Annotated in this window: 15 protein-coding genes; 9 read left to right on the plus strand and 6 right to left on the minus strand. The window is 40.4% G+C overall.

All coding sequences use genetic code 11. The features are described 5' to 3' along the window. Positions 1-3 precede the first annotated feature (3 nt). Positions 4-1,425 carry an MFS transporter gene (locus tag IPM47_15525; GenBank protein QQS28257.1) on the minus strand — a complete coding sequence of 474 codons (1,422 nt, stop codon included), beginning with the start codon at positions 1,423-1,425 and terminating at the stop codon, positions 4-6. Positions 1,426-1,607: 182 nt separating this feature from the next. Here IPM47_15525 and IPM47_15530 point away from each other — a divergent pair, with 182 nt between their 5' ends. After that, positions 1,608-2,903, plus strand: coding sequence for a hypothetical protein (locus IPM47_15530; GenBank protein ID QQS28258.1), 1,296 nt, complete (start codon positions 1,608-1,610; stop codon positions 2,901-2,903). A gap of 12 nt (positions 2,904-2,915) precedes the next feature. Further along, positions 2,916-3,848: a hypothetical protein gene (locus tag IPM47_15535; protein ID QQS28259.1), complete on the plus strand. Its 933-nt coding sequence runs from the start codon at positions 2,916-2,918 to the stop codon at positions 3,846-3,848. Positions 3,849-4,075: 227 nt separating this feature from the next. Here IPM47_15535 and IPM47_15540 read toward each other — a convergent pair whose 3' ends face one another. Both IPM47_15540 and IPM47_15545 read right to left on the minus strand, forming a co-directional pair. Next, positions 4,076-5,719 carry a DUF3352 domain-containing protein gene (locus IPM47_15540; protein ID QQS28260.1) on the minus strand — a complete coding sequence of 548 codons (1,644 nt, stop codon included), beginning with the start codon at positions 5,717-5,719 and terminating at the stop codon, positions 4,076-4,078. Positions 5,720-5,966: 247 nt separating this feature from the next. Beyond that, positions 5,967-8,882: a CotH kinase family protein gene (locus tag IPM47_15545; GenBank protein ID QQS28261.1), complete on the minus strand. Its 2,916-nt coding sequence runs from the start codon at positions 8,880-8,882 to the stop codon at positions 5,967-5,969. A 226-nt stretch (positions 8,883-9,108) separates the two neighbouring features. Between IPM47_15545 and IPM47_15550 the strand changes: the two genes are divergently transcribed. The 5 genes from IPM47_15550 (at position 9,109) to IPM47_15570 (ending at position 16,302) form a co-directional block, all read left to right on the plus strand. After that, entirely contained in the window at positions 9,109-10,257 is a 1,149-nt protein-coding gene (locus IPM47_15550) for a hypothetical protein (protein ID QQS28262.1), read from the plus strand. 213 nt (positions 10,258-10,470) lie between these two features. Continuing rightward, entirely contained in the window at positions 10,471-12,261 is a 1,791-nt protein-coding gene (locus IPM47_15555) for an ABC transporter ATP-binding protein (protein ID QQS28263.1), read from the plus strand. A gap of 221 nt (positions 12,262-12,482) precedes the next feature. Beyond that, positions 12,483-12,908, plus strand: a complete 426-nt coding sequence (locus IPM47_15560; GenBank protein ID QQS28264.1) for a response regulator — start codon at positions 12,483-12,485, stop codon at positions 12,906-12,908. An 83-nt stretch (positions 12,909-12,991) separates the two neighbouring features. Next, positions 12,992-15,847, plus strand: a complete 2,856-nt coding sequence (locus IPM47_15565; GenBank protein ID QQS28265.1) for a response regulator — start codon at positions 12,992-12,994, stop codon at positions 15,845-15,847. 89 nt (positions 15,848-15,936) lie between these two features. Beyond that, positions 15,937-16,302, plus strand: coding sequence for a response regulator (locus tag IPM47_15570; GenBank protein QQS28266.1), 366 nt, complete (start codon positions 15,937-15,939; stop codon positions 16,300-16,302). A gap of 73 nt (positions 16,303-16,375) precedes the next feature. Here IPM47_15570 and nhaD read toward each other — a convergent pair whose 3' ends face one another. Further along, positions 16,376-17,656: a sodium:proton antiporter NhaD gene (gene nhaD, locus IPM47_15575; protein QQS28267.1), complete on the minus strand. Its 1,281-nt coding sequence runs from the start codon at positions 17,654-17,656 to the stop codon at positions 16,376-16,378. Positions 17,657-17,932: 276 nt separating this feature from the next. After that, positions 17,933-18,625 (minus strand): fused MFS/spermidine synthase, encoded by a 693-nt coding sequence (locus IPM47_15580; GenBank protein ID QQS28268.1) that lies wholly within the window; start codon positions 18,623-18,625, stop codon positions 17,933-17,935. 245 nt (positions 18,626-18,870) lie between these two features. Between IPM47_15580 and IPM47_15585 the strand changes: the two genes are divergently transcribed. Then, positions 18,871-21,057: a sodium-translocating pyrophosphatase gene (locus tag IPM47_15585; protein QQS28269.1), complete on the plus strand. Its 2,187-nt coding sequence runs from the start codon at positions 18,871-18,873 to the stop codon at positions 21,055-21,057. 266 nt (positions 21,058-21,323) lie between these two features. Here IPM47_15585 and IPM47_15590 read toward each other — a convergent pair whose 3' ends face one another. After that, entirely contained in the window at positions 21,324-22,532 is a 1,209-nt protein-coding gene (locus IPM47_15590; GenBank protein ID QQS28270.1) for a saccharopine dehydrogenase family protein, read from the minus strand. A gap of 174 nt (positions 22,533-22,706) precedes the next feature. On the opposite strand from IPM47_15590, the gene rfbC reads away from it, so the two are divergent. Then, positions 22,707-23,261 carry a dTDP-4-dehydrorhamnose 3,5-epimerase gene (rfbC, locus tag IPM47_15595; protein ID QQS31500.1) on the plus strand — a complete coding sequence of 185 codons (555 nt, stop codon included), beginning with the start codon at positions 22,707-22,709 and terminating at the stop codon, positions 23,259-23,261. Positions 23,262-23,284 lie beyond the last annotated feature (23 nt).

A 23,284-nucleotide genomic window follows, 5' to 3' on the forward strand; every position in this document is an offset into this window, starting at 1 on the left:
TTTTCAATGTTTACCGTCAATGGATGAAGCATAAGTTTGGCTTCTGTATAACTTTGCCTGGCGCAGGGTTTCATCTTCATCATACCGGTAAAAAAACAAAGCCCCCAACATACAAAAAAAAGCAGCCACTACTGCCGTTGTTCTGATTCCTGTAGGATTTTCAATGCTGTTGCCCATCAATAAAAGCGAAGGGAAAATTAAATTTGCCAAAGAAATTCCCATTTTCATCATAAAGGATCGGGCAGCAAAGAATATAGCCGCCTTTTGCCCCCCGGTTTCAATGGCATCTGCCTCTACCATGTCGGCAACCACGGCGTTTGGTAAAATGCTGAATATGGCAATGGGAATACTTCCAAAGATGCCCAATAAAACAATCTGGGTTACGGAATGAAAAGGGTATTTCCCCAAAAATGCCAGCATAAAATATAATATGGTAAACCAGGCGAATGAAAGCACCATCAATTGTTTTTTACCCCATTTCCGGGCTAATATATTTACCGGCACATAAAAAACGAAACTCAATCCCAACATACCGGTTAAAACCATAGAACTGTACTGAACATCTAACTGAAGTAATACACTGACATAGTAGGCAATGCCCATTTGAATAAAGGTGAGCGCAAGCCAGTACATCAGGTCGGAAACTGCGAAAAATTTGAAATTGCGGTTGTTTAACAAAGACCGAATAGCGGCATAAGGTGACTCGTTGGTTGGTTTTGAAACGCAGTATTTTGCTTCATTGACAAAGATTACCGGTATTGCCATTAAGATGGCCGCTAAAACTGCATAACCGGCAATTACCCATCTGAAAGCTTCGACATGAGAAAGCAGAAAATGCTTTTCTAAAAGATGTTGAAATGTAAAAACCTGTGTTCCTATGCCATAACCCAAAGCAAAAGTTACAGATAATAAAGAACTTATGGTTAGTCTATCATCCGGTGAATGTCCAAGTTCACTGATTAAGGCTGAATATGGCACCACGTAAATGGTCATAAACAGATATAAAAACATGACCGTGATAAACAGCCAAACCACGTTAGCACTACTTGTAAAAGGGGTAAGCGGGATGAAAATCAGGAAAGAAAACAAGGCAAACGGAATAAAACCAAGGAGCATCAACAAACGTCTTTTGCCGAAACGATAGGTTGCCCTGTCTGACCAGTTTGCAATTAAAGGGTCGGTAATGGCATCGAACAAACGCCCTGAAAATGCGAGCAACCCGATAATTGTGCCGAAACCAAAAACAGCGCCCTGATAGATATAGGCTGGAAAAACTGAGGTATTGTTTTCTGTCTGGGGAGGCATATAATAATAGATCAGCAGGTTTGCGATGCCATAGGCCGCTAAAGACCATCCCATTTGACCTAATGCGTACATCAGCTTGATAAACACCGGGGTTTTAACCTCCGAAATACTTTTGCCCATTGCTTTTCGTTAATGCCTTTTTTAACTCTTGCAAAAGTGCAGCCATTTTTTCATTTTTTTGTTAAGAAAAGTCAAACGGCCAAACATCTTGCCCCCTGTTTTACCAAAAACAAAAAAATTGATGTTAATTTTGCAAATTCAAAGCAATATATCCCTACATTGCTCCCATTAGACCCATGATTATGAAACGATTTCCACCCCCTTTTTATATACTTTTTTGGTTTTTGATGAGCCTCCCCTTTTATCAGGTTAAAGTACAGGCACAGGACGATTTGCTTGTTTCCGATACAGAGATGATGCCTTCAAAAAACCGGTACATCGGCAGTTCTCAGTTTTTCGACATCAGCGGAGTTTGGGTCAATGAAAACGACCAAACCAGACGGATTGCCAAAATGGAAATTTCCAAAACCATAGTGAATACTTATCGCCTCCAACCTTTTTTTGCACTTGGAGACAAAGAACTGCCCATTCAGGAAGTGCCACTCGACATTTCTGAACGCGAACTTTTGTATGTTACCAATATTCTTGAGGCAAAATGTATGGTATTGCCGATAACGGTGGACAATCAGCAAAAGTTAAAAGTGTATTCTATCATTGTAAATCCCGCTGGTTTGTGGACGGGAATGGCTACTGATGTGATGGTTCGCCGGAGTGATGTTGCGCCAAAGTCAACCCGCACTAACGATAGTATGAGCCTGGTTAAAAAAGACGGATTTTCTGCTTTGAATGAAATGAAAGGATATTGGATCAATGAATGGGAAAACAATGTCATCATACCCCGATTTCAACTGATAGACGATGGGAAAAAACTGACCAAGTTGAAATTGTATCGCATGATAAATGGTAAAGCCAAAAATATAGGCGAATATAATTTTGCCGGTCAGGACAGCACAGACTATACTCAAGTAGTGGAATGGTGGGAAGGGGAACTCAAAAACATCATGCGCCTCCGGCCTTTGCGCTTTGACGGAAACACAGTTGGCATTGATATGGTTATGGAAGAAATATACCGCGAAGGAGCACCTAAAAATATATTCCGCCAGTTTTTTGTCAAAGACCCCAATGCAGAAAAGAAAGAAGCAGCAGAATTAGTCATTAAATCGCTCGAAGGGGAATGGATTAACCTGAACCCTAAAAGCCCGACTACGAGGGTTTATATTAACAGCGAAGGTGAAGCGGAAATCTGGGGACGATGTGACAGCAGCCCTGACGGACAATGTCAGATAAGCAAAAAGGAACTTGCCCCGATGAACGACAATATGGTGGGGTTTACAGCAGAAAGTATGTCGTTTTACCGGACTGTCGAAATAGATATTGACCTTGACATTAACCATTACTTTAAAAACGCTTCTCCACAGATATTTACCCTCAGCACCGAAATCGAAGATATAGAAGGAATAAAAATGCCCATCATGCGTACCGAAGTTTTTAAACGAAAAGGGGCGATTATTCCGCCGGAAGCTATAGGATTAAATTAATCTTTCCGAGCTATGAACCTCAATTGTTTATTATTCCTGCTCCTTTCTTCATGTTTTCTCCTGTTTTCAGGAGGATGCAAGAAACAGGAAATTGTTGATGTTCCCGACAACCAAAGCCCGTGGTATGATGAAATCCCTACCATCATTGTCAACAATTATGTCAATAAGGTTTTTATTGACCTTATCGGGCGGGAACCCACAGACGAAGAATTAGAAACCGAAACTACCCTGCTTCAAAATGCTAAGCTTTCGTTTGCTTCGCGTGATGCCCTGATAGATAAGTTGCAAAACAGCACCCAGTTCGTTCCGGTTGACAGTACTTACAGGAGGGCTTACTATCGCTGGCTTTATGAACAATCTAAATCGCGGTTTATTGAAGGGGCTTCGATTGATGCCATATACGAAGAACTTGGAAACCTGAATTTTGCATTAACGCTTGCCATCGAAGCCGGTGATACTACTTCTGCTGAATATCTCGGCGCATTAGAAGGTGTTCAGGACATACATAAACTGATTGCTGCCGACACGCTATTTGAACAAGGCTTTATTGATGTTCTTGAGTTTACGAGACGCATGTTAGACAATGCGATTTATGACAAAATCAATATGAATTCTTTTAATCTTGTCAATGCGGCTTTTGATGACCTTTACCACCGTTTTCCGACCATTAACGAGTTTGATGCGGGTTATACAATGGTTGAAAATAACGAGCCGGCAGTCTTATTCGGACATAGCGGAGCCAGCAAAAACACTTTTCTTTACCTGATGACTCATTCTTCGGAAATGTATGAAGGCATGATTATCTGGGCGTTTCAAACCCTGCTTGCTCGCAGACCCAATACAATGGAAGTTTATGCGCTGTTGCCGCAGTTTCTTGCAAACAAAAACTTCAAAAACATCCAAAAATCCATCATCCGAACGGATGAATACGGGCATTTTGATTGAACAGCTCAGTCTTTTTATAAGGCGGTTCTATTTACTGCAATGACATCTATGTTTTTTGCTTTTGCTGTTCCTTTTTCCGCAGATGATTCTGATTTTTTTCTTTTGCTGTTTGGTTATCTCAGATGATGCAGAGATTTTTGCAATTAGCGCTAATTTTTTCTTTTACTCTGATTGGTTTGCCGTAAAGAACACAGTGTTTTTGTAAATGCTGTTTCAATTATCAATTATCACTGTTCTTCAAATTCGGTAAATGAGGCTTGGAGATAGGTTTGATAGATATTGTTTTCGGGCAGCATTTGCAGTCCTATATGAGGAAAACTTAGAAAATAGGTTTTGTTTTCTTCCAGACTTTTTTTCTTGCTGCCTTTTAACTTGGCACTCATAAACGGATATATCTCTTTGCTTTGTACGTACATATAAACGTTTGACTGCCGTTCAAAACTGTTGAAGAAAGCTTTGTATCCTTCGGTTTCGGGCAGTGAATTGCCGGATTGATAGTCGTCAATGATTTTTTTCATCAAATCTTCGCTGTCGCATAGTACAAGGTATTGGTCTATCAGGGCTAAGTAGGGTTTTTCAAAGTCTTTGAGCAAACCTCCTCCAAGTTTTCGGAGCATTTTAGCACCGGGTAGTTTGATAATTCGAACCCCGTTATGTGTTTTCTTTTTGTCGTTCTGAAAGATGCTCAGGGGGTTTAACTGGTCTAATGTTTGTAAAATGCTTTCTAATTTTTCGGCTACTTTCTCTTTGTTGTTGCCCGTTGGAATTACCGCTACATAGGTCTGCTTGGTATCGTTTACCCCATTTGGCACCATTGCCAATGCTATTTCCTGATCTATCCATTCCGGCATCTCCTTACTGAGTTCTTTTTCTATAAACTCCCCTATTATTCCCTTATCGTCGTCATTTTCTCCTGCCATTTCACCGAGGGCATTTCTAAAATCGCCGAAATCGTCGAAACAAAGACTGAGATAGAACGAAGTATTTGAAGGCAAAACATTGTGCGCCTGAATAGGGGCTTTTCCGACTTTGGTGATTGCCTTTAAATACGATTTGCTGTCAGGATTTAACAGCGATTTACCCTTGAACTCCATCGTTTCGTCGCCAACCTTCACATTTAACCCCGAAAAATTGAGCATGTTTATCGCTTCTTTTAACGGGGGTGACATGGTCGAGGCATAACAAGCCACCCAATCGTCCACAGTGCGGTACTGGAGGTAGAAGTTTGAAATTCCGCGGTTATCGGTCAATTGTTTGATGTAATTAAAATCAGGATTGGCTGATACGGACTTTTCCGGTGTCGTGTCTATGGCTTTTTTGAGCAGAGGCAAATGATAAGAGGCTAACAGGGCATTGTTTTTTAGGCAAAAACTCAGGGTTGCACCGGTTTCATCGGTCATTTTGTAAATAATCAGTTCGCCGTAGGGTTCTTTACCTATCTTATAGCCACCGGTTTCCATCACCTTTATCAGCGAAGGCAGGGCTTGTTTCAATCGCCCGATGCTGTTGAGGTTAATCAGGTACAAATAGTCATAATCCCTGCCGGTTTCGGTGATATGTGCCGAAATCAGGAGATTGTCTGATAGTATCCGGTTGAGCAGGGTTTCTTTTCCATACAATACCTGCTCCAGATTGACAACCGACTTATTCACTTCTGCCAAATACTCGTTGGTTTTTAAGTACTTCCAGATCTTGCCTTTGCTGAACTGTTGCCATTTATCAACAGGCTGTTCCATTTCGGTGATGTAAATGGCATTTGACGGAATTAGAGTGTATAAATCAATGGGGGCGGCTTCCGGCTCGAGGTTTATATACAAATAGCCTAAATATCCGCACAATGCGAGAAAAATGAGCATCAGAAATTTTTTCATAACAGGGTCTGAGGTTAGAATTTTAAGCGTGTCAATTTTTGGATAATCAATATAAATCTAAAGATTCTGATTTGGATTGGTTTTGAAATTGTGTTTAGAGAGTTTTTGCTTTTTTGGCAAATAGATTTGAAGTCTTCCATTTACACAATGATTGGGCAATAAACCCTAATCCCTAAACATCCATTATCCAAATTCAAATACCAATTGTCAATATTTTTATTTCAAACTATCATCAATTAAAAACAGGTTAATGCCGGACGTTTTTCACCCCAATAAAAGACTTGTTTTGTTCGTACAAAATCCGGTCTTCCTCGTTTACCTGCCCATCGCGGTTCAAATCGGCAGGGCTGTAAACATTTGAACTTCCGGTTTCGTAGGTAATCCGGTTTTGGTCGTTGACCGTAACCACGCCATTTTCATCGGCATCTCCTGCCGCAAGACCGAAATAGTATTCAGATAAAGACAATTGCGTTTTACCCATTGCCCTGCCTGCTTTGATGGTAAAATTATAGGGGTCGTAATTGGGCAGACTAATTGGATTGCTGCTCACCACTCCCACATGCCCGGGCGCTTTGATGCCTACATAATAGTTTCCCTTCGGAACTGACGGAAATTCGATAAAATCTTTTCCGTTTACATCCCTCAACATTCCGGTAATGCTCAAAAGTGCTGCCCTTCTTCCCACCGGCAGGTTCTCCCCTTCTTCAAACAGCTCAATCAATACCCAATCGCAAATATCAGCCTGTGGCGTTTCGGCAATTTCCCCGCCATCATAATCATGAGGGGAGGTATTGAATGGCTGATCAGCAGGTAACAGTCCGGATTGGGGTAATATTAAACTCATCGTGTTGGTCAGGGAATCAAAGCTGCCTTGCAGAAAAATTTTACCCCTGAATGTGGCGATGTCCAAACACTCACCCGGCATATTACTGTCCATCCATTCCAATCGCTGAATAATCCAGTTGCGCATCACGGCTATTTCTCCCGCATAGGTAGGGGGTGTTACGGGATTAGGCCAAACATAGTATCCAAGGGTAGGCCATCGTTCAAAATTGCGCTTTTGTGCTTCCGTCAACAGGCTGACCCACTCGTCCACTTTTGCCAGTACCGTATCGGTATGCAGCTTATTTTGACGCAAATCCTGCCATCGGCATTGGAGTTGATTGGTGTAATCGGAATCCTGCATGAGGCGGTTCCACCAAAACGGGATGGATTCGTTTGCCGAATAATACCAGTTTTGAGGCATCCATCCTTCGAGATAATCGGCATTGCCCAAACTGAGATTGAAATCCCAGACCGGCCCCATCGTCAGCCTGCCGTCTTTACTGTCTTTATCTTTGTAAAAAAACGTGCTCAGCCGGTAAGCATCAATATTTTTGCAGGCTTCGTTAATAATCCAGTAATCAATAAAAGACTGAACATTTGCAAATTGGCGATAGCCCGACACGGGTGAGGTAAATTCGTCCGAAATCAGCGCATCCTCAAAAGCGGTAACGTAGTTTCTGATATAATCTGCCTGTTGTGGTTGAAGTAAATCGAGTTCCGGTTCTTCGTATTGAAAATTAATAGGAGCACCATTGTTTGCCGGATACGGTGAAGTATAAGCATAAGTATCACCACCTGTTCCCCAGTCTATTTTAAGCATATATCCACCCGTGAGTTGGTCGCCTTCGACATCAGCAGGGGTCAGTTCTGCCATATCCACGCGGTTTTTGTCCCGTTTAATCTTTTCAATCAATACATACACTCCTTTGTAGTCGTTGTTAATCACCAATTCACAAAAACGGGTACGCATTGCCGCCAAATCAACGCTTTTTGCAAGATGGTAGGATAAGGCGTTACGCATCAGGGTCTTGTCGGAATAAGGCCCATGCAAAATCCAGTCATTTTCTTCGGGTAATCCGAGCAATGACACGTTCAGATTTGAACCATCTTCATGAACCGTTTCAAATCCATAGCCCTTTTTAGGAAAACTTTGCGAGGACGTTCCCCTGATTTCGATGGTAATTTTACCATCATACCCATTAAACGGGTCGGTCAGGAAATTGAGGCCGGATGCGTTGTCCACAATTCCCATATCTGCTTCTATTCTCGGACTGTCCACTATTTGCTGACCATTGGTTTGTATCACCATAATGGGAAGGTTGCTTTGTGTAAAAGTCAGATAAGGATTGACTGTTTCAGAAGGGGTTTCGCTGAAAGTCAGGGTAAAATCGTGCAAAACACCATCATCAACATAGGCGTAATTGTCGTAAATACAAAGCTGCCAGGTTCCGTTTGGGTTTTGCCCGTTGTTAAAATCCGATAAATTGCCCAACGGAATAAATGTTCCGGTAAAAGGAGCTCCACCGGTCGAGATAGGTTGTGTACCCGACATACTGAAACAAGTATTGATAAAATTATCGCCGGAACCTCCGTTGTAATGGGTTAGCCAGACCTCAGTTCCATTCGGAGAAATCAAACGGCTGCTCACATCCTCGTCCCAGGTATGTGTAATGTTCAGACAAATCGAAGAAAAGCCATAGTTCAAATCCATCAAATCGGGCAAACCCGACACTTCGATGGTAAAACATTTCAAAGTCCCGTCTGACGGAATTATATCATCGGGTGATTCAAAAACTGCGGTAAAAGATTGATCGGGAAGTAAAGGAGGTGGAGCAGGATTATCAGAAAAAGAAATTGTCCAGTCGAGTAACTGACCAATTTGGTCGTCTAAATGATCGTCAGTCAGGCAAATTTGCCAGATACCATTGGGATTTTGACCATTGTTGAGATTGCCTAACCTTCCTTCAGGTCGAAAACTGCCGCTCATAGGGGCATATCCAAACGAAATATGTTGCGGTGCATCCGCACTAAAGCAGGTGTTCAAATAACTGTCGCCATCAAAACCATTGTCAGAACTTAAAATTATATTTGAACCATCGGGAGAAAACAAAAGGATATCCAAATCAGAATCCCAGCTATGCAGCAAATTGATACATACCGTTTCCAGCCCAAAACCGGCATTTACAGACAAGGGTAAGCCCGACACATTGACCGAAAAGCAATGCTGCTCAACATCAGCGCCAATACTGCCGCCGGAGCCGGTAAAATTTTGTGAAAAAGAATTTTGAAAAAAGAGAAATGAAGCTAAAATTAGAGTTTGAAAACAAAAGAATCTCATGGACTTGATTTTTGCGCTCAATAACAAACCTCTCTATGGAGCGATTTGGAGAAATTTAAGTGAAAGGGGGTAAAAATAAGATTTTATTGATAAACTTTGAGTTCAATTTCTGCCATGATATAAAGAGATAGACAGGAAATGGGTAAAAAAAGCAATCATCAAAGTTCCTACAGTTTCTTAATGTAGAGAAAATTGGTTAATATTTATGTAAACACAATCCACAACAATGAAAAAACTATCTGCGCTCATATTTTTGACCATCTTTCTATATTCAGAAGCCAAAGCCCAGCTTTATCTGCTCAATGATGAGTTCAACAACGCCGGAACTCTGTCCAACTGGCAAAATACTAATATTGTTGAAGGGTGGAACGCCGAACAACTCGAGGTTTTTGACATCAACACCACCGAACCCGGAAACTTACACATGATGCCCTTCACTTGTGGATGGTATAACGAATGGCGAGGGCCTTTGCTGTTCAAATTAGTTACCGGTGATTTTGTTTTTACCACCAATGTCAGTATTTCCAACCGCCAGCAAACCGGTTTGCCGGCTTCTCTTTATTCACTTGCCGGTCTGATGATACGAACCCCCCTCAATTATCCCAACGGTGCTTATGGCCCCGGGGGCTGGGCAGCCAATCAACAAGACTATGTTTTTCTGTCAATCGGCTTTGGTGATTACGGTGCGCCATGCCAGCCCAATACCAACGGGCCTCATTTCGAAGTCAAAACAACCGACAACAGCAATTCGACGCTCTGTGTTTCTCCGATTTCAAGCACAGAAGCCCAAATCAGACTCGCCCGGATTGGTGCTGCCATCCTTATCCTCTACCGGTTGCCCGGTCAAAACTGGGTTGTTCACCAACGATACAATCGCCCCGATTTCCCACAAACAGTGCAGGTGGGTTTTGTAACCTATACTGACTGGGTAAAATGGAGCTCTTATACCCCGCAATTTGCAAACAGCCATGTCATTGCACCCGGTTTAGACCCCGACCCATCGAGCAATCCCTCACAACCCTTCAACCCCGACTTGATTGCCAATTTCGATTATGCCCGGTTTAACCTCCCCCAAGTCCCCGTTGAACTCGCTGGCCTAAACCTGACCAATCCGGTGGAGGTCAGCAACATACAATTGCTCTCTTTTCTTGGTTTTGATTCAACGCCCTGCACACTCCAACCCTCCATCACCGGTAATCCCGATATCTGTACCGGAAACATTGAAACATATACCACTCCTTTCATTGAAGGAGTCAGTTATGAATGGACTATCACGGGAGGCATCATCATTTCGGGTCAGGGAACTAATACGATTAATGTTTTATGGAATTCCGGCACAGAAGGCACGGTCAACGTATTGCTCGAAATGCCGTAATCGGGCAAGATTGCCATAAATTCAAGCCAGTACTGCACGATGTTTGGAAAAAGCAACCAAACCTCACTTCAATCAAACATGAACAACAAGCGGAAGGAGAGTCATCAATTGAAATGTTCAGAATTTTTCGAACAATCAGGCTAAGATTTAGTTTGATTCAAACTATTCCCATGCATATTTATACCTTTGCCGGCATTCTCCCAACTATAGCGTATGAAACACTTAAAATATCTGAACCTTTATTTCTACAGATACCGTTACCGGCTTATTTTGGGAATCTTGTTTGTTATATTATCCAATATTTTTGCCATTATCCCCCCCAAAATTATCCGGTTTGCCTTCGATTTGGTAAAGGATAATATCGCATACTATCAGCTTTACACCGGATTTGAGTTACAAAACCTGTATTATAGCGGGTTCAGCAACGCAATATTGCTGTTTGGTGCCTGTATGTTAATACTTGCGCTGTTGCGGGGAGGATTTTTGTTCTTAATGCGGCAAACCATCATCGTCATGTCAAGGCTGATTGAATACGACCTTCGGAACGACATGTATGCGCATTACCAACTCCTGAGTTCCTCTTTTTACCGCCGCAACAGCACCGGCGATTTAATGTCCCGAATTACCGAAGATGTCAACAGGGTGCGAATGTATCTGGGACCCGCCATCATGTATGCAGCTAATCTTGGCATTTTAATCATCATCGTAGTCGGAACTATGCTAAGGGTAAATGTTCAGTTGACTTTATACGTACTCCTCCCCTTACCAATACTTGCGGTCTCCATTTATCTGGTAAATTCAGTGATACATAAAAAAAGTGAATTCATCCAACAGCAATTATCCCAGCTAACCGCAATTGCACAGGAGTCTTTTTCCGGTATCAGGGTTGCAAAAGCCTATGTTCAGGAAAAAACCACCGCCCGCTATTTTGAAAAAGAAAGCGAAAACTACAAACACAAATCCCTTCAGTTGGCAAAAATACAGGCTTTTTTCATGCCGCTGATGATGTTGTTGGTAGGTCTTAGCACCATCATCACGATTTATGTCGGAGGTCAGGGGGTCATAAAAGGCATCATTACCTCCGGCAATATCGCCGAATTTGTATTGTATGTCAATATGTTGATTTGGCCCGTAACTTCTGTAGGTTGGGTTGCGGCATTAGTTCAAAGAGCTGCCGCCTCACAAAAAAGAATCAACGAGTTTTTGCAAACCCCTTCCGACATAGTTAACCCTCCAAATCCAATCCATCTGACATTGCAGGGAAACATACGGTTTGAAAATGTCGGGTTTACCTATCCCGATACCGGAATACGCGCTTTGCATGGGTTAACTTTTGAATTAAAGCAAGGACAAAAAATGGCAATAGTCGGCAGAACAGGCTCCGGAAAAACAACCTTAGCCGAACTCTTGCTAAGAAAATACGATGTAACAGACGGACAAATCTCCATAGACGGACACGACATCCGCCGCCTCGACCTATATAGCTTAAGAAAACAAATCGGTTATGTACCGCAGGAAGTGTTTTTATTTTCCGATTTGGTCAAAAACAATATCGCATTTGGCAAAACATTGGCAAACCTGGAACAAATCAAACAGGCTGCCTTACAGGCCGCTGTCTTAAAAGACATTGACCAACTCCCCAATGGCTTTGACACAATGGTCGGCGAAAGAGGGGTTACTTTATCAGGCGGTCAAAAACAAAGAATCTCATTAGCACGCGCCTTGATTAAAGACCCTCGTTGTGTATTGTTTGACGACTGTTTGTCAGCCGTTGACGCAGAAACCGAAGAAACCATCCTGCAACATCTGAACGCCTATCTTTCAGACAGAACTGCAATTATAATTACCCATCGCATCTTTTCTTTGATGAATTTTGATAAAATTCTGGTACTCGACAACGGACATTTGGCAGAACAGGGAACACACGAACAACTAATTGCAAAACAAGGAATTTATCATCAACTATATCTGGCACAACAATTGGAAGGAAAAGGAGTAACTTAATCTGATTAAGTTGCGTATAAACAAAATACAGCTACGAATTACTTTGCACAAAACTATGCAAGATTAAACCAAGTACAGTTTATCCAATTTATTGTTCAGATATTTGTAACATGTATCAAAAACCCTGCTATATCTGTTTGATTTTTCCAATCCCTTATCCCTGCTAAGAGAAAATACAATTTTCAAAAAGCAAAATCCAAACAATTCTAAACTATACCTGCATGTTTGAACTATTACTAATTGAAGATAATCCCGGCGATATCAGGCTGGCTAAAGAGGCGTTAACAGAATGTGAAATCCCGCACCGGCTACATTTGGCTACAGACGGAAACACAGCGATACAATTCCTGTTCCGGGAAGGCCCTTATGAACATGTTCCAAGACCCGATTTAATCTTCCTCGACTGGAACTTGCCCAAGGTAAACGGAGAGCAGATTTTAAGGATTATCAAATCACACCATGAGCTTAAGCAAATCCCCATCCTTGTGTTTACCTCATCCAACGAAACTTCAGACATCAGAAAGGCGTACAACCTGCATGCAAACTGTTTCATCACCAAACCATTGGAGTTTAACCAATACTTAGAAGTCATGTTCTGTATCAGCAGACTTTGGCTATATACCGAAAAAATTCCGGCAAGCGTTTAGGGTTTTTTGAACAAAAAATAACTTGTAACGATTAGCCGGTATTAGATTCTTCAAATTTTAATGAAAACCCCATGTCAGAAAGGGTGAATATACTGTTAATAGAAGACAATCCCGGCGATGCAAGATTAGTCGAAATTTATTTGCAAAGCGCAATTGGGTTTGAATTTACTTTAACCCATGCTGTCAGACTGTCCGAAGGTATTGGTTTGTCAAAAAACAATCCAATTTTTGATGTTATTTTGCTCGACTTGTCCCTGCCGGACTCTCAGGGATTTCAAACCCTAAAAACTGCTACCGCCGCCTTTCGAAAACAATCTTCCATCATCGTACTAACCGGATTAAACGATGAAAGTCTGGGTATTAAAGCCGTAGAATCTGGTGCTCAGGATTATTTGGTCAAAGATCAGATTGACACTACCCTATTGACTCGCTCAATCCTTCATGCCATTTCGCGCCGAAAAATGCAGTTGGAAGTAGAAACTACGGCCACCAATTTAAAACTTAGCGAAGAGCGGCTGTTGCTTGCTCAAAGAATTGCATTAATAGGCAATTACGAATATCATCCACAGGAAAACTATATGTTTGCCTCAGGAGAAGTCTATTCCATATTGGAAGTTCCTGCCTCCCCAACCGATTTTACCCCCAATCACTTCTACGAAATTCTGAACACCCCCGCACATCAAAAGTCCGCAAAAGAGTTGTATCGGGAAATTTTGAAAAGCCGGCAAACTTCTTTCGACTTTGAACACCGGCTGTTTATCAAAAAAGACAGCCGGTATAAGTATATCCGGAACAAAGGGCAAATTGAATACAGTCCCGAAACCGGAAATGTCATCAAAGTGATTGGTGCAATTCAGGACATTACTGCATTTAAATATGCAGAAGAAATGTTAATGCAAAGCCAGGAAAGGTATAAAATCGTATTCGAAGAATCGCAGGATGCCATTTACATGACCACACAAAGTGGCGAGTTTGTCGAATTTAATCAATCATTGCTCAGCTTGCTGGGCTATTCCCGCAAAGAGCTATACGACATTCATTTCGATAAAATTTTTGCACAACCCGAACAGTTGAAAGAATTCAACACTCGATTGACTTTACACAAAAAGGTAAAAGATTTCGAAGTGGAACTGCAATGCCGGAATGGTCAGATAATAGATTGCACCATCACCACCAAAGAATGGAAGTCTATTGAAGGGGACATCATGGGATTTCACGGAATCATCCGAGATATAACCTTGTTAAAACGCAATCAGGAACTCATTAAAGCCAAAGAAATTGCAGAACAAACTGCACATCACAAAGAACAGTTTCTCGCCAACATGAGCCATGAAATCAGATCGCCAATGAATGTGGTCGTTGGAATGGCACATTTAATCGAGTCAACAAATCTCAATCCCAAGCAGGCAGAATATGTAAACGCTTTAAAGTTATCCTCGGACAACCTTTTGCGATTGATAAACAATATTCTCGATTTCTCAAAAATAGAAGCCCACAAAATCGAGATAGAAAAAAGGCCGTTCAACCTTCATCATTTGATAAACGATCTTATTTCTACCAGTCAATTTGAAGCAAAGGAGAAGAATATAGACCTGTATTCCGTCATTTCAGAAACCTTACCTGAAATTGTCGTTGGCGATTCTGTCAGGTTGTATCAAATCCTTAACAACTTATTGAGCAATGCGTTAAAATTTACACATCAGGGCAAAGTTGTTTTATCCGCAAGGGTAAAACAATCATCTGCAGTTTTACAGGAACTGACATTTTCAGTAGAAGATACGGGTATTGGCATCCCTTACGACAAACAACAAACCATTTTCGACAGCTTTACTCAGGCAGCAGACAGCACAGCCCGTCTTTATGGGGGCACCGGCTTAGGTCTGACCATAGCAAAAAGCTTAGTTGAATTATTGGGCGGTGAATTATCCGTCCAAAGTGAACCTGAAAAAGGGGCTGTCTTTTCGTTTAATATTTTCTTTGAAACAGCAATCAACGCCAATATTATAGAACCTGAACCTCCTTTGTTTCCTTTGGTCAGCAACAAAGAAAATCAGCATCATGACATTGTTAAGTCAGGAATGTTTGCCGGTAATATTCCGCATGACAACTTAGAAACGTTTGATTCCACACTTTCACCAGATAGTCAAGTTAATATCTTATTGGTCGAGGATCAGCGTTTAAATCAAATTGTGGCATCTGATTTGTTAAAAAAATGGTCTGAACACTTAAATATAGAAATTGCAAACAACGGCAAAGAAGCAATAGAAATGGTTGTTGAAAAAGGAAGTTTTTACCATTTGATTTTAATGGATTTGTCTATGCCTGTGATGGATGGGTTTCAGGCTACGCGGTTTATACGAGAACAGTTATCAGAGCCTGTTTGTAATATTCCGGTGATTGCTATGACTGCTCATGCTTACAACACAAACGCACAAAGATGCTACGAAGCAGGGATGAACGAATTTATTACCAAACCAATAAAACCTGAATTGCTTTACAAAAGTATTGGAAAGGTTTTGGGATTATCAGAACGTCAAACAAACCTGCAAGAACAAAACACAACAGACAAAACTTCTGGTTTAAACTTAGACTATCTCCGTTCTTTAGCCGGAAACGACAACGAAATTTTAATCGTCATGATTGAAACCCTAATAGACGAATTGCCTGACGAATTAGAAACACTCACCAATTCCAAAGAAACCGGTGATTGGGAGGTTTTAAAAAGAACAGCCCATAAATTCAAATCAACCTGTGCATACATGGGCATGGAAGATATGGTCGAAATTGCCCGTAACATCGAAAATTTGTTATGGGAAGAAGAAAGTTCTGAGTTTCTCGACAATTGGGTAGCTACACTAAACGAACAGTGTAATAAAGCATATTTGGAGCTGAAATTAACCTTGGAACTCCTGAAATCTGAACATCAATTGACGAATTAACCAATCACAACTTCCAACCCTTACTTATCTCCGGTAATTTTAACTTTCTAATTTAAACATCCCGGATTTTTATCCGTAACTAAAAAAAGATGAAAATAATTGTTGTTGACGATGATGTTATCATGCTGCAGGCCATCAAAACTATGCTGACTAAAAACGGGTACAAAGTATTCGCCACGACCGATGCTCAGGATGCAATTGATGCGTTGGAAGACGAACATTTTGACCTGATTATTTCAGACATAATGATGCCTTATGTTTCAGGTATTGAACTGTTGAGCGCCATTAAAAAAGTAAAGAAAGAAATGCCGATGATTATTATTTCGGCCTTAGATCAACAGGAAATCATCTTGACTGCTTATCAGGAAGGAGCGGATGATTTCATTAAAAAACCCATCAACCTGAGCGAATTGCAAATCAGGGTAAAACATATCCTGAACAAAAAAGAACATTGAAAGTGAAGCCGGTTTCTGATTTATTTCAGGAATTTTAACCTTTGATTAAATCGAAAAACCTAAAAATGCAGCGTTAATGAACACTTCCCATTAGCATATAAATAACTAAATACGCAAGTGCTCCACATATATAACCTAAAAAGGCTAAAAGGGTAATTCGCTTCACGTACCAGAAAAATTCAATCCGCTCTATACCCATTATGGCAACTCCTGCTGCCGAACCTATAATTAGTAAACTTCCTCCTGTTCCGGCACAATAAGCTAAAAATTCCCACAACTTATTGTCTATAGGGAATTGCTCTAAAGTGTACATTTTCATTGCCGCAGCAACCAACGGAACATTATCTACCACAGAAGACAATATTCCGATAAGAAATACAATAACATCTAAATTGCCGATGGTGTTATTCAAAAAAGTGGCAGCATGTTCCAATGCTCCAATAGCACCTAAACAACCAACGGCGGCAAGAATTCCAAAAAAGAACAAAATACTGGCTGTATCTACTCTGGATAAAGCGTGAATTGTCGAAAACTGATGTTTGTCGTCGTGTGATTTGTTCCTGTGCAATAATTCAGTAGTTAACCACATCAACCCTACCCCAAAAAACATACCCATGAAAGGAGGTAAATGAGTAATTGTTTTAAATATAGGAACAAATATCAAACAGCCAACACCCATTAACAAAATCAGTTTCCTTTCAAAAGAAGAAGTTGAAAACTCTTTTTTTATAGTGCGATCTTCAAAAGAACCATGCAGTAAAAACATCTGAGCAAAAAGAGGAACCAACATACAGACCAAACTTGGAAGAAACAATTGTTTAATTATTCCAAAAGCACTGATTCTATCACCAATCCAAAGCATAGTTGTAGTTACATCGCCAATCGGAGACCAGGCTCCTCCTGCATTGGCAGCGATGACAATCATACTGGCAAAAATCATGCGGTCTTCTTTTTGATGAATAAGTTTTCTCAGCAAAGAGGCCATCACGATCGCCGTTGTTAAATTGTCAAGTACCGCAGACATAAAAAAAGCAAGTACACTTGTCGTAAACAGAAGATTCCTTTTCTGATGTGTTGTTATTTGATTGGTAATCACCGTAAACCCTTCGTGAATATCTATCAACTCAACTATGGTCATTGCTCCCAGAAGGAAAAAAAGGATGTTCATGATTTCAGGCAGCAATTCATGCAGATTATGCTGAACTTCATGATAGTCGTTTGAGAGCAGTGCGTAAATAGTCCAGGTTAGGATGCCTAAAAGTATGGCGGAAACTGCTTTGTCTATTTTGAGGGGATGTTCTAAAGTAATGGCTAAATAACCGAATATGAAAATCAAAATAATTATAGCCTCCATAATGAAAAATTATTCCCGAAAAAGGTGAAATAGTTTTGAAGTGGCAAAGATAAAAATAAATCAAACCTGCAAAAGAATGATTTAAATTTATACCTATTCAATTATGTAAATCACAGAAGTTTCCATCCAATCTTTTACCGGCATTAAGAAATGTCAGCGTATTTATTTATAGTACAAAACTGCGATTTACTGCTAAAGATTGACTTTTGTTAAGACAAGAATAAAAAAGTAAAGTATCAGTAACTTATCTTGCCTATTTGTCTTTTATATTCCACTTTAACGCTTGTCATAAACTAAAACCCTGTTTCCTGAAGTGCGGATTGCAAAACCTTCAGGAAATATTTGTTTAAATGTACTGCGGTAAAATACGGAAGAAACCCTACTTAAATCTTCATGATTGACCATTGTATTGTACACGACCAATCCATCCGGACTCAATCTGTATTTTATATTCTCGAGAAACTCCAAACTCCTGAATTTTGAGGGGGTATTTGTATCAATGAAAACATCAACTGCAATCAGGTCATATTGCTGAGTATCTAAAGCAACATAATCGTAAGCATCTGTACAGTGAAAGTTTATATTTTCTAAAACTTCAGGCAATAAAAACTGACGGGCAATTTGTATCACTGCATCATCAATTTCTACCACTTCATAAATCGCATTTTGATTAAAATACTGCTGTAACATAAATGGGATGCTGCACAATCCGCCACCAAGTACTAATACCCTTTTTAAATGTCTTTTTGATATTTCAAGTTTTCTAAAAGGCAGGTAAAAAGTATCGTACAGGTCTTCATACGAATAAGTTGAATTACCGGAATCTAACCGCAACCGCCCTTTGCTCAATCTTACATCAAGTACCGGATTATAATTGCTGCTCAGTTTAACAAGAAGCTGTGGGTAGATATAACTCAGCCAATATTTGAAAGGGGAAACAGCAACAGATTTTGGTAGTTTGTGAGGCATAACCGGTTAGATTCTGTGTGCAATGATAGAAAAATACCTTGCCATTCAGCTAATTTCCCAACAAAAAAACATAGTTGTTGGTAAAATGGTGCTTAGAGCGTATTTTTGCGCGCCAAATTTAAAAATTCAATTTATTTTATGTGTTGAGATTGCACAATAAGTGAGAAGACAAAAAATTGTTTTATCCACTCATTGTTCAACTTGTTGTTACTTGATTTTTATATAACATTACAATAACGAAATCTATGTCTGTTGTTTATCTTGTCCCTATAATTGCTTTGCTGGGATTTGTTTACATGTTTGTCAGAACATCCTGGATCAACAAACAATCTATCGGTACGCCTGAAATGGAGCGAATAAGTAAGTTAATTGCCAACGGTGCTATGTCCTTCCTGAAAGCAGAATATCGGGTATTGGCCATTTTTATAGTGATTACAACGGTTTTGTTAGGTGCCTTGAGCCTGACAGATGCGAACTCTTCTCCTTTAATTATGATTGCCTTTGTAGTAGGAGCTGTTTTTTCAGGAACTGCCGGATTTATCGGAATGAGGGTGGCTACCCGAGCCAATGTAAGAACTGCAAATGCCGCCCGAAGCAGTTTGTCAAAAGCCCTGGATATTTCTTTTGCCGGAGGTACCGTAATGGGAACAGGAGTGGTGTCATTAGGATTGTTGGGGCTTAGCTTACTATTCCTTTTGTTCAATTATCTATTTAACACCGGCAATACAGATGCGGAAATGATGCGCGTTCTAAACGTGCTAACCGGTTTTTCATTAGGTGCAGAAAGCATCGCTTTGTTTGCCCGTGTTGGAGGTGGAATTTATACAAAAGCGGCAGACGTAGGTGCCGACCTTGCCGGTAAAGTAGTTGCCGGAATACCCGAAGACGATCCGCGCAATCCGGCTGTAATTGCCGATAACGTTGGCGATAATGTGGGCGATGTTGCCGGAATGGGTGCTGACTTGTTCGGCTCTTATGTCAGTACAGTTTTAGCAACTATGGTTTTGGGCGTTTTGGTAAAAGCTAATTCAGCCGATCAAAGTTTTGCAGCAGTATATTTGCCTTTGCTCATCGCTGCTATCGGTACTATTTTTTCTGTAATCGCATTTTTTGCGGTTAAGGTAAAAGAAAACGGAAATCCACAAGCTGCACTCAATCGGGGCAATTTTATTGCTATCGCTTTAACCGCAATAGCTTCTTATTTTGTGATCACCCATATTCTTCCTGCAAATTGCGAAGAATACAAAAAATTACCTGACGGAACATTAACACTGATTAACAGTTTTCCGAGCATCAATATTTTCTTCAGCGTTTTGATTGGCTTGGTAGTCGGAGGACTAATCAGCTTAGTAACCGAGTTTTATTGTGCAATGGGTCGTCGCCCTGTTAACAGCATTGTAAAGCAATCTTTATCAAGTCCGGCTACCAACATCATCGGAGGACTTAGTATCGGCATGGAATCAACTGCTTTACCCACCATAATCCTGGCTTCCGGCATTGTTGTTTCTTACATTGTTGGCGGGTTGTTCGGAGTTGCTATGGCTGCTGCCGGTATGATGGCAACAACAGGAATTCAATTAGCCATTGATGCTTTCGGTCCGATTGCCGATAACGCCGGAGGAATTGCTGAAATGAGCGGGCTGCCCAAAGAAGTTCGTAAAAATACGGATACTTTAGATGCTGTCGGAAATACTACTGCAGCAATAGGTAAAGGATTTGCAATTGCTTCTGCTGCATTGACTGCTTTAGCTTTGTTTGCCGCTTTTATGGAAATCACACATCTTCAGTCGCTCGACATAGCCAATCCGAGAGTTTTGGGTGGCATGTTAATCGGCGGTATGATTCCTTATTTGTTTTCGTCTTTGGCTATCAGCTCAGTTGGAAGAGCAGCTAATGCTATGGTTCAGGAAGTAAAGCGCCAGTTTGATGAAATTAAAGGTTTATTGCAAGGCAAGGAAGGTGTTACAGCCGATTACGATACCTGTATTACCATATCTACAAAAGCAGCAATCAGAGAAATGATGGCACCCGGTATTTTGGCTTTATTAGCGCCTACTGTGGTTGGTTTTGCTTTCGGACCGGCTGTTTTAGGAGGTTTATTGGCAGGCATTTTGGTTTCTGGTCTTTTACTTGCCATGTTTCAGTCTAATGCCGGTGGCGCATGGGATAACGCTAAAAAATCTTTTGAAGCCGGTGTGATTATTGACGGAGTTACACATTACAAAGGCGGTGATGTTCATAAAAATTCCGTTGTTGGAGATACCGTAGGAGATCCTTTTAAAGATACAAGCGGACCCTCAATGAATATTTTGATTAAACTTTCAATGATTGTTGCTTTAATTATTGCCCCCTACATAGCAAAAATACATCCTGCGGACCATTCTAATAATGCTCCGGTTAAACCCTTAATAGAACAAGTCGAAAAAGGATAAAAAACTTAAGATTTTCAGCATAAAAAATGCCTGACAACAGTATTGTCAGGCATTTTTTGTTTTATTTTGAACATACCGATTTTATCATTCGGTCTTTTGATACAAGCTTTTAAAAGTTTGACTCTTCAGTCATAATTTGCCATCAATACAGCAATAATAAAGAATGAAGAAAATTGACTTTTTTGGAAAAATTGAAATAAGAAATGGTTCATTTCTTACTTCAATTTGTTTTGGTTTGTCTTTTTTTCTAATAAAAACCACCCTAATCAGGAGGGATACTCAAAAGCAAGTTTGATGTTAAATTGTTCATGCCAGGGTAAACCATGTTTATTCAACATTTCCATAAAAGGATCGGGGTTAAATTCCTCGACATTCCAAACACCGGGTCTCATCCAAAGTCCTTTTAACATCATCATTGCACCAATCATTGCGGGTACACCGGTAGTATAGGAAACAGCCTGAGCCTGAACTTCTTTAAAGGATTCGGCATGGCTGCAATTGTTGTAAACAAAATAAGTCAGTTCCTTGCCATCTTTACCAATTCCCTTAATCTGACAACCGATGGAGGTTTCACCGGTGTAATTTTCTCCCAACGAAGAAGGTTCGGGTAAAACTGCTTTCAGAAACTCTAAAGGAACAATATCAATTCCCTGATACCGGATAGGTTTGATGCTTGTCATTCCAACATTTTGAAGCACGTTTAGGTGTGTAATATATTGTTGACCGAAAGTCATCCAAAACCTGGCCCGCTTCAAAGTCGGAAAGTTTTTGGTTAAAGATTCCAATTCTTCATGAAACAATAAATAGGATTCCCGATCCCCTATGTTGGGATAAGCAACCGGTTGATGAATGGACATTGGAGGGATTTCAACCCATTCTCCGTTTTCAAAATACTTGCCGTTTTGAGTAATTTCCCTGATATTGATTTCCGGATTAAAATTGGTTGCAAACGCCTTACCATGATTGCCGGCATTGCAATCTACAATGTCTAAATAGTGCATTTCCTTGAAATGATGCTTTGCGGCATAAGCTGTAAACACTCCGGTAACGCCCGGATCAAATCCACATCCCAACAAAGCCATGATGCCCTTATCTTCAAACCTTTTTTTGTATGCCCATTGCCAGCTATATTCAAACTTTGCCTCGTCCTTTGGTTCATAATTTGCCGTATCTAAATAATGAACTCCTGTTTGAAGACATGCATCCATTATCGGTAAATCCTGATACGGCAAGGCTAAATTGATTACTAAATCGGGGCGATATGATTCAATCAATTGAGCCAATTCCGGCACATTATCTGCATCAACTTGTGCTGTTTTTACCCTGTTGCCTCCAATTTCATTTGCAATTGCCTCACATTTAGACAAAGTACGGCTGGCCAGCATAATGTCGGAGAAAACATCGGGGTTCATAGCACATTTTTTAACCACAACATTGCCAACACCTCCTGCACCGATAATTAATACTCTACCCATTAGTTTGATGTTTGAATTTGAAGAAGAATGGCGCAAAGATAGAATAAAAACCATCTAAATAAAATCATATTGACATAAGGTACTGAACTGTCAGGTATAATAATTGGGAAAGCAGCAGGAACTTATGTATTTTGCAGCAAACAATTTTTATCTAATTCTATGTCGTCCGAAAATTTGCCATTTATCGAACATACGGGATTCAAGGATTTATTAGTTATTAACCCTCCGGTTTTTTACGATGAAAGAGGGTATTTTTTTGAGAGCTACAACTCAAAATTATTCGTACAGCATCATTTGTGGTACAATTTTGTTCAGGACAATCAAGCATTTTCAAGGTATGGAGTTTTGCGAGGGCTTCACTATCAAAAGAATCCTCACGCACAAGCTAAACTTGTTCGTGTTACACAAGGCAAAGTGTTTGATGTGGTGGTTGATCTAAGAACTGATTCGGAAACATGCGGCAAATGGTATGGTATATTATTGTCGGATGAGAACAAAAAACAATTGCTGGTACCCAAGGGATTTGCACATGGTTATGTTGTTTTGAGCAAAACCGCAGAATTTGTTTACAAATGCGATAATTATTATCACCGTCAAAGCGAAGCAGGTATTCGATACAACGATCCTTTTTTGAATATTGATTGGCAAATCCCAAATGCCGATTTAATCATATCTTCAAAAGACCTTCAGCTACCTTCTTTTGCCGATTCTATTCCATTTATCCCCTAATAAAACTGCAATTAATCGGATAT

The sequence above is a fragment of the Sphingobacteriales bacterium genome (assembly GCA_016700115.1).
GTDB lineage: Bacteria > Bacteroidota > Bacteroidia > Chitinophagales > UBA2359 > UBA2359.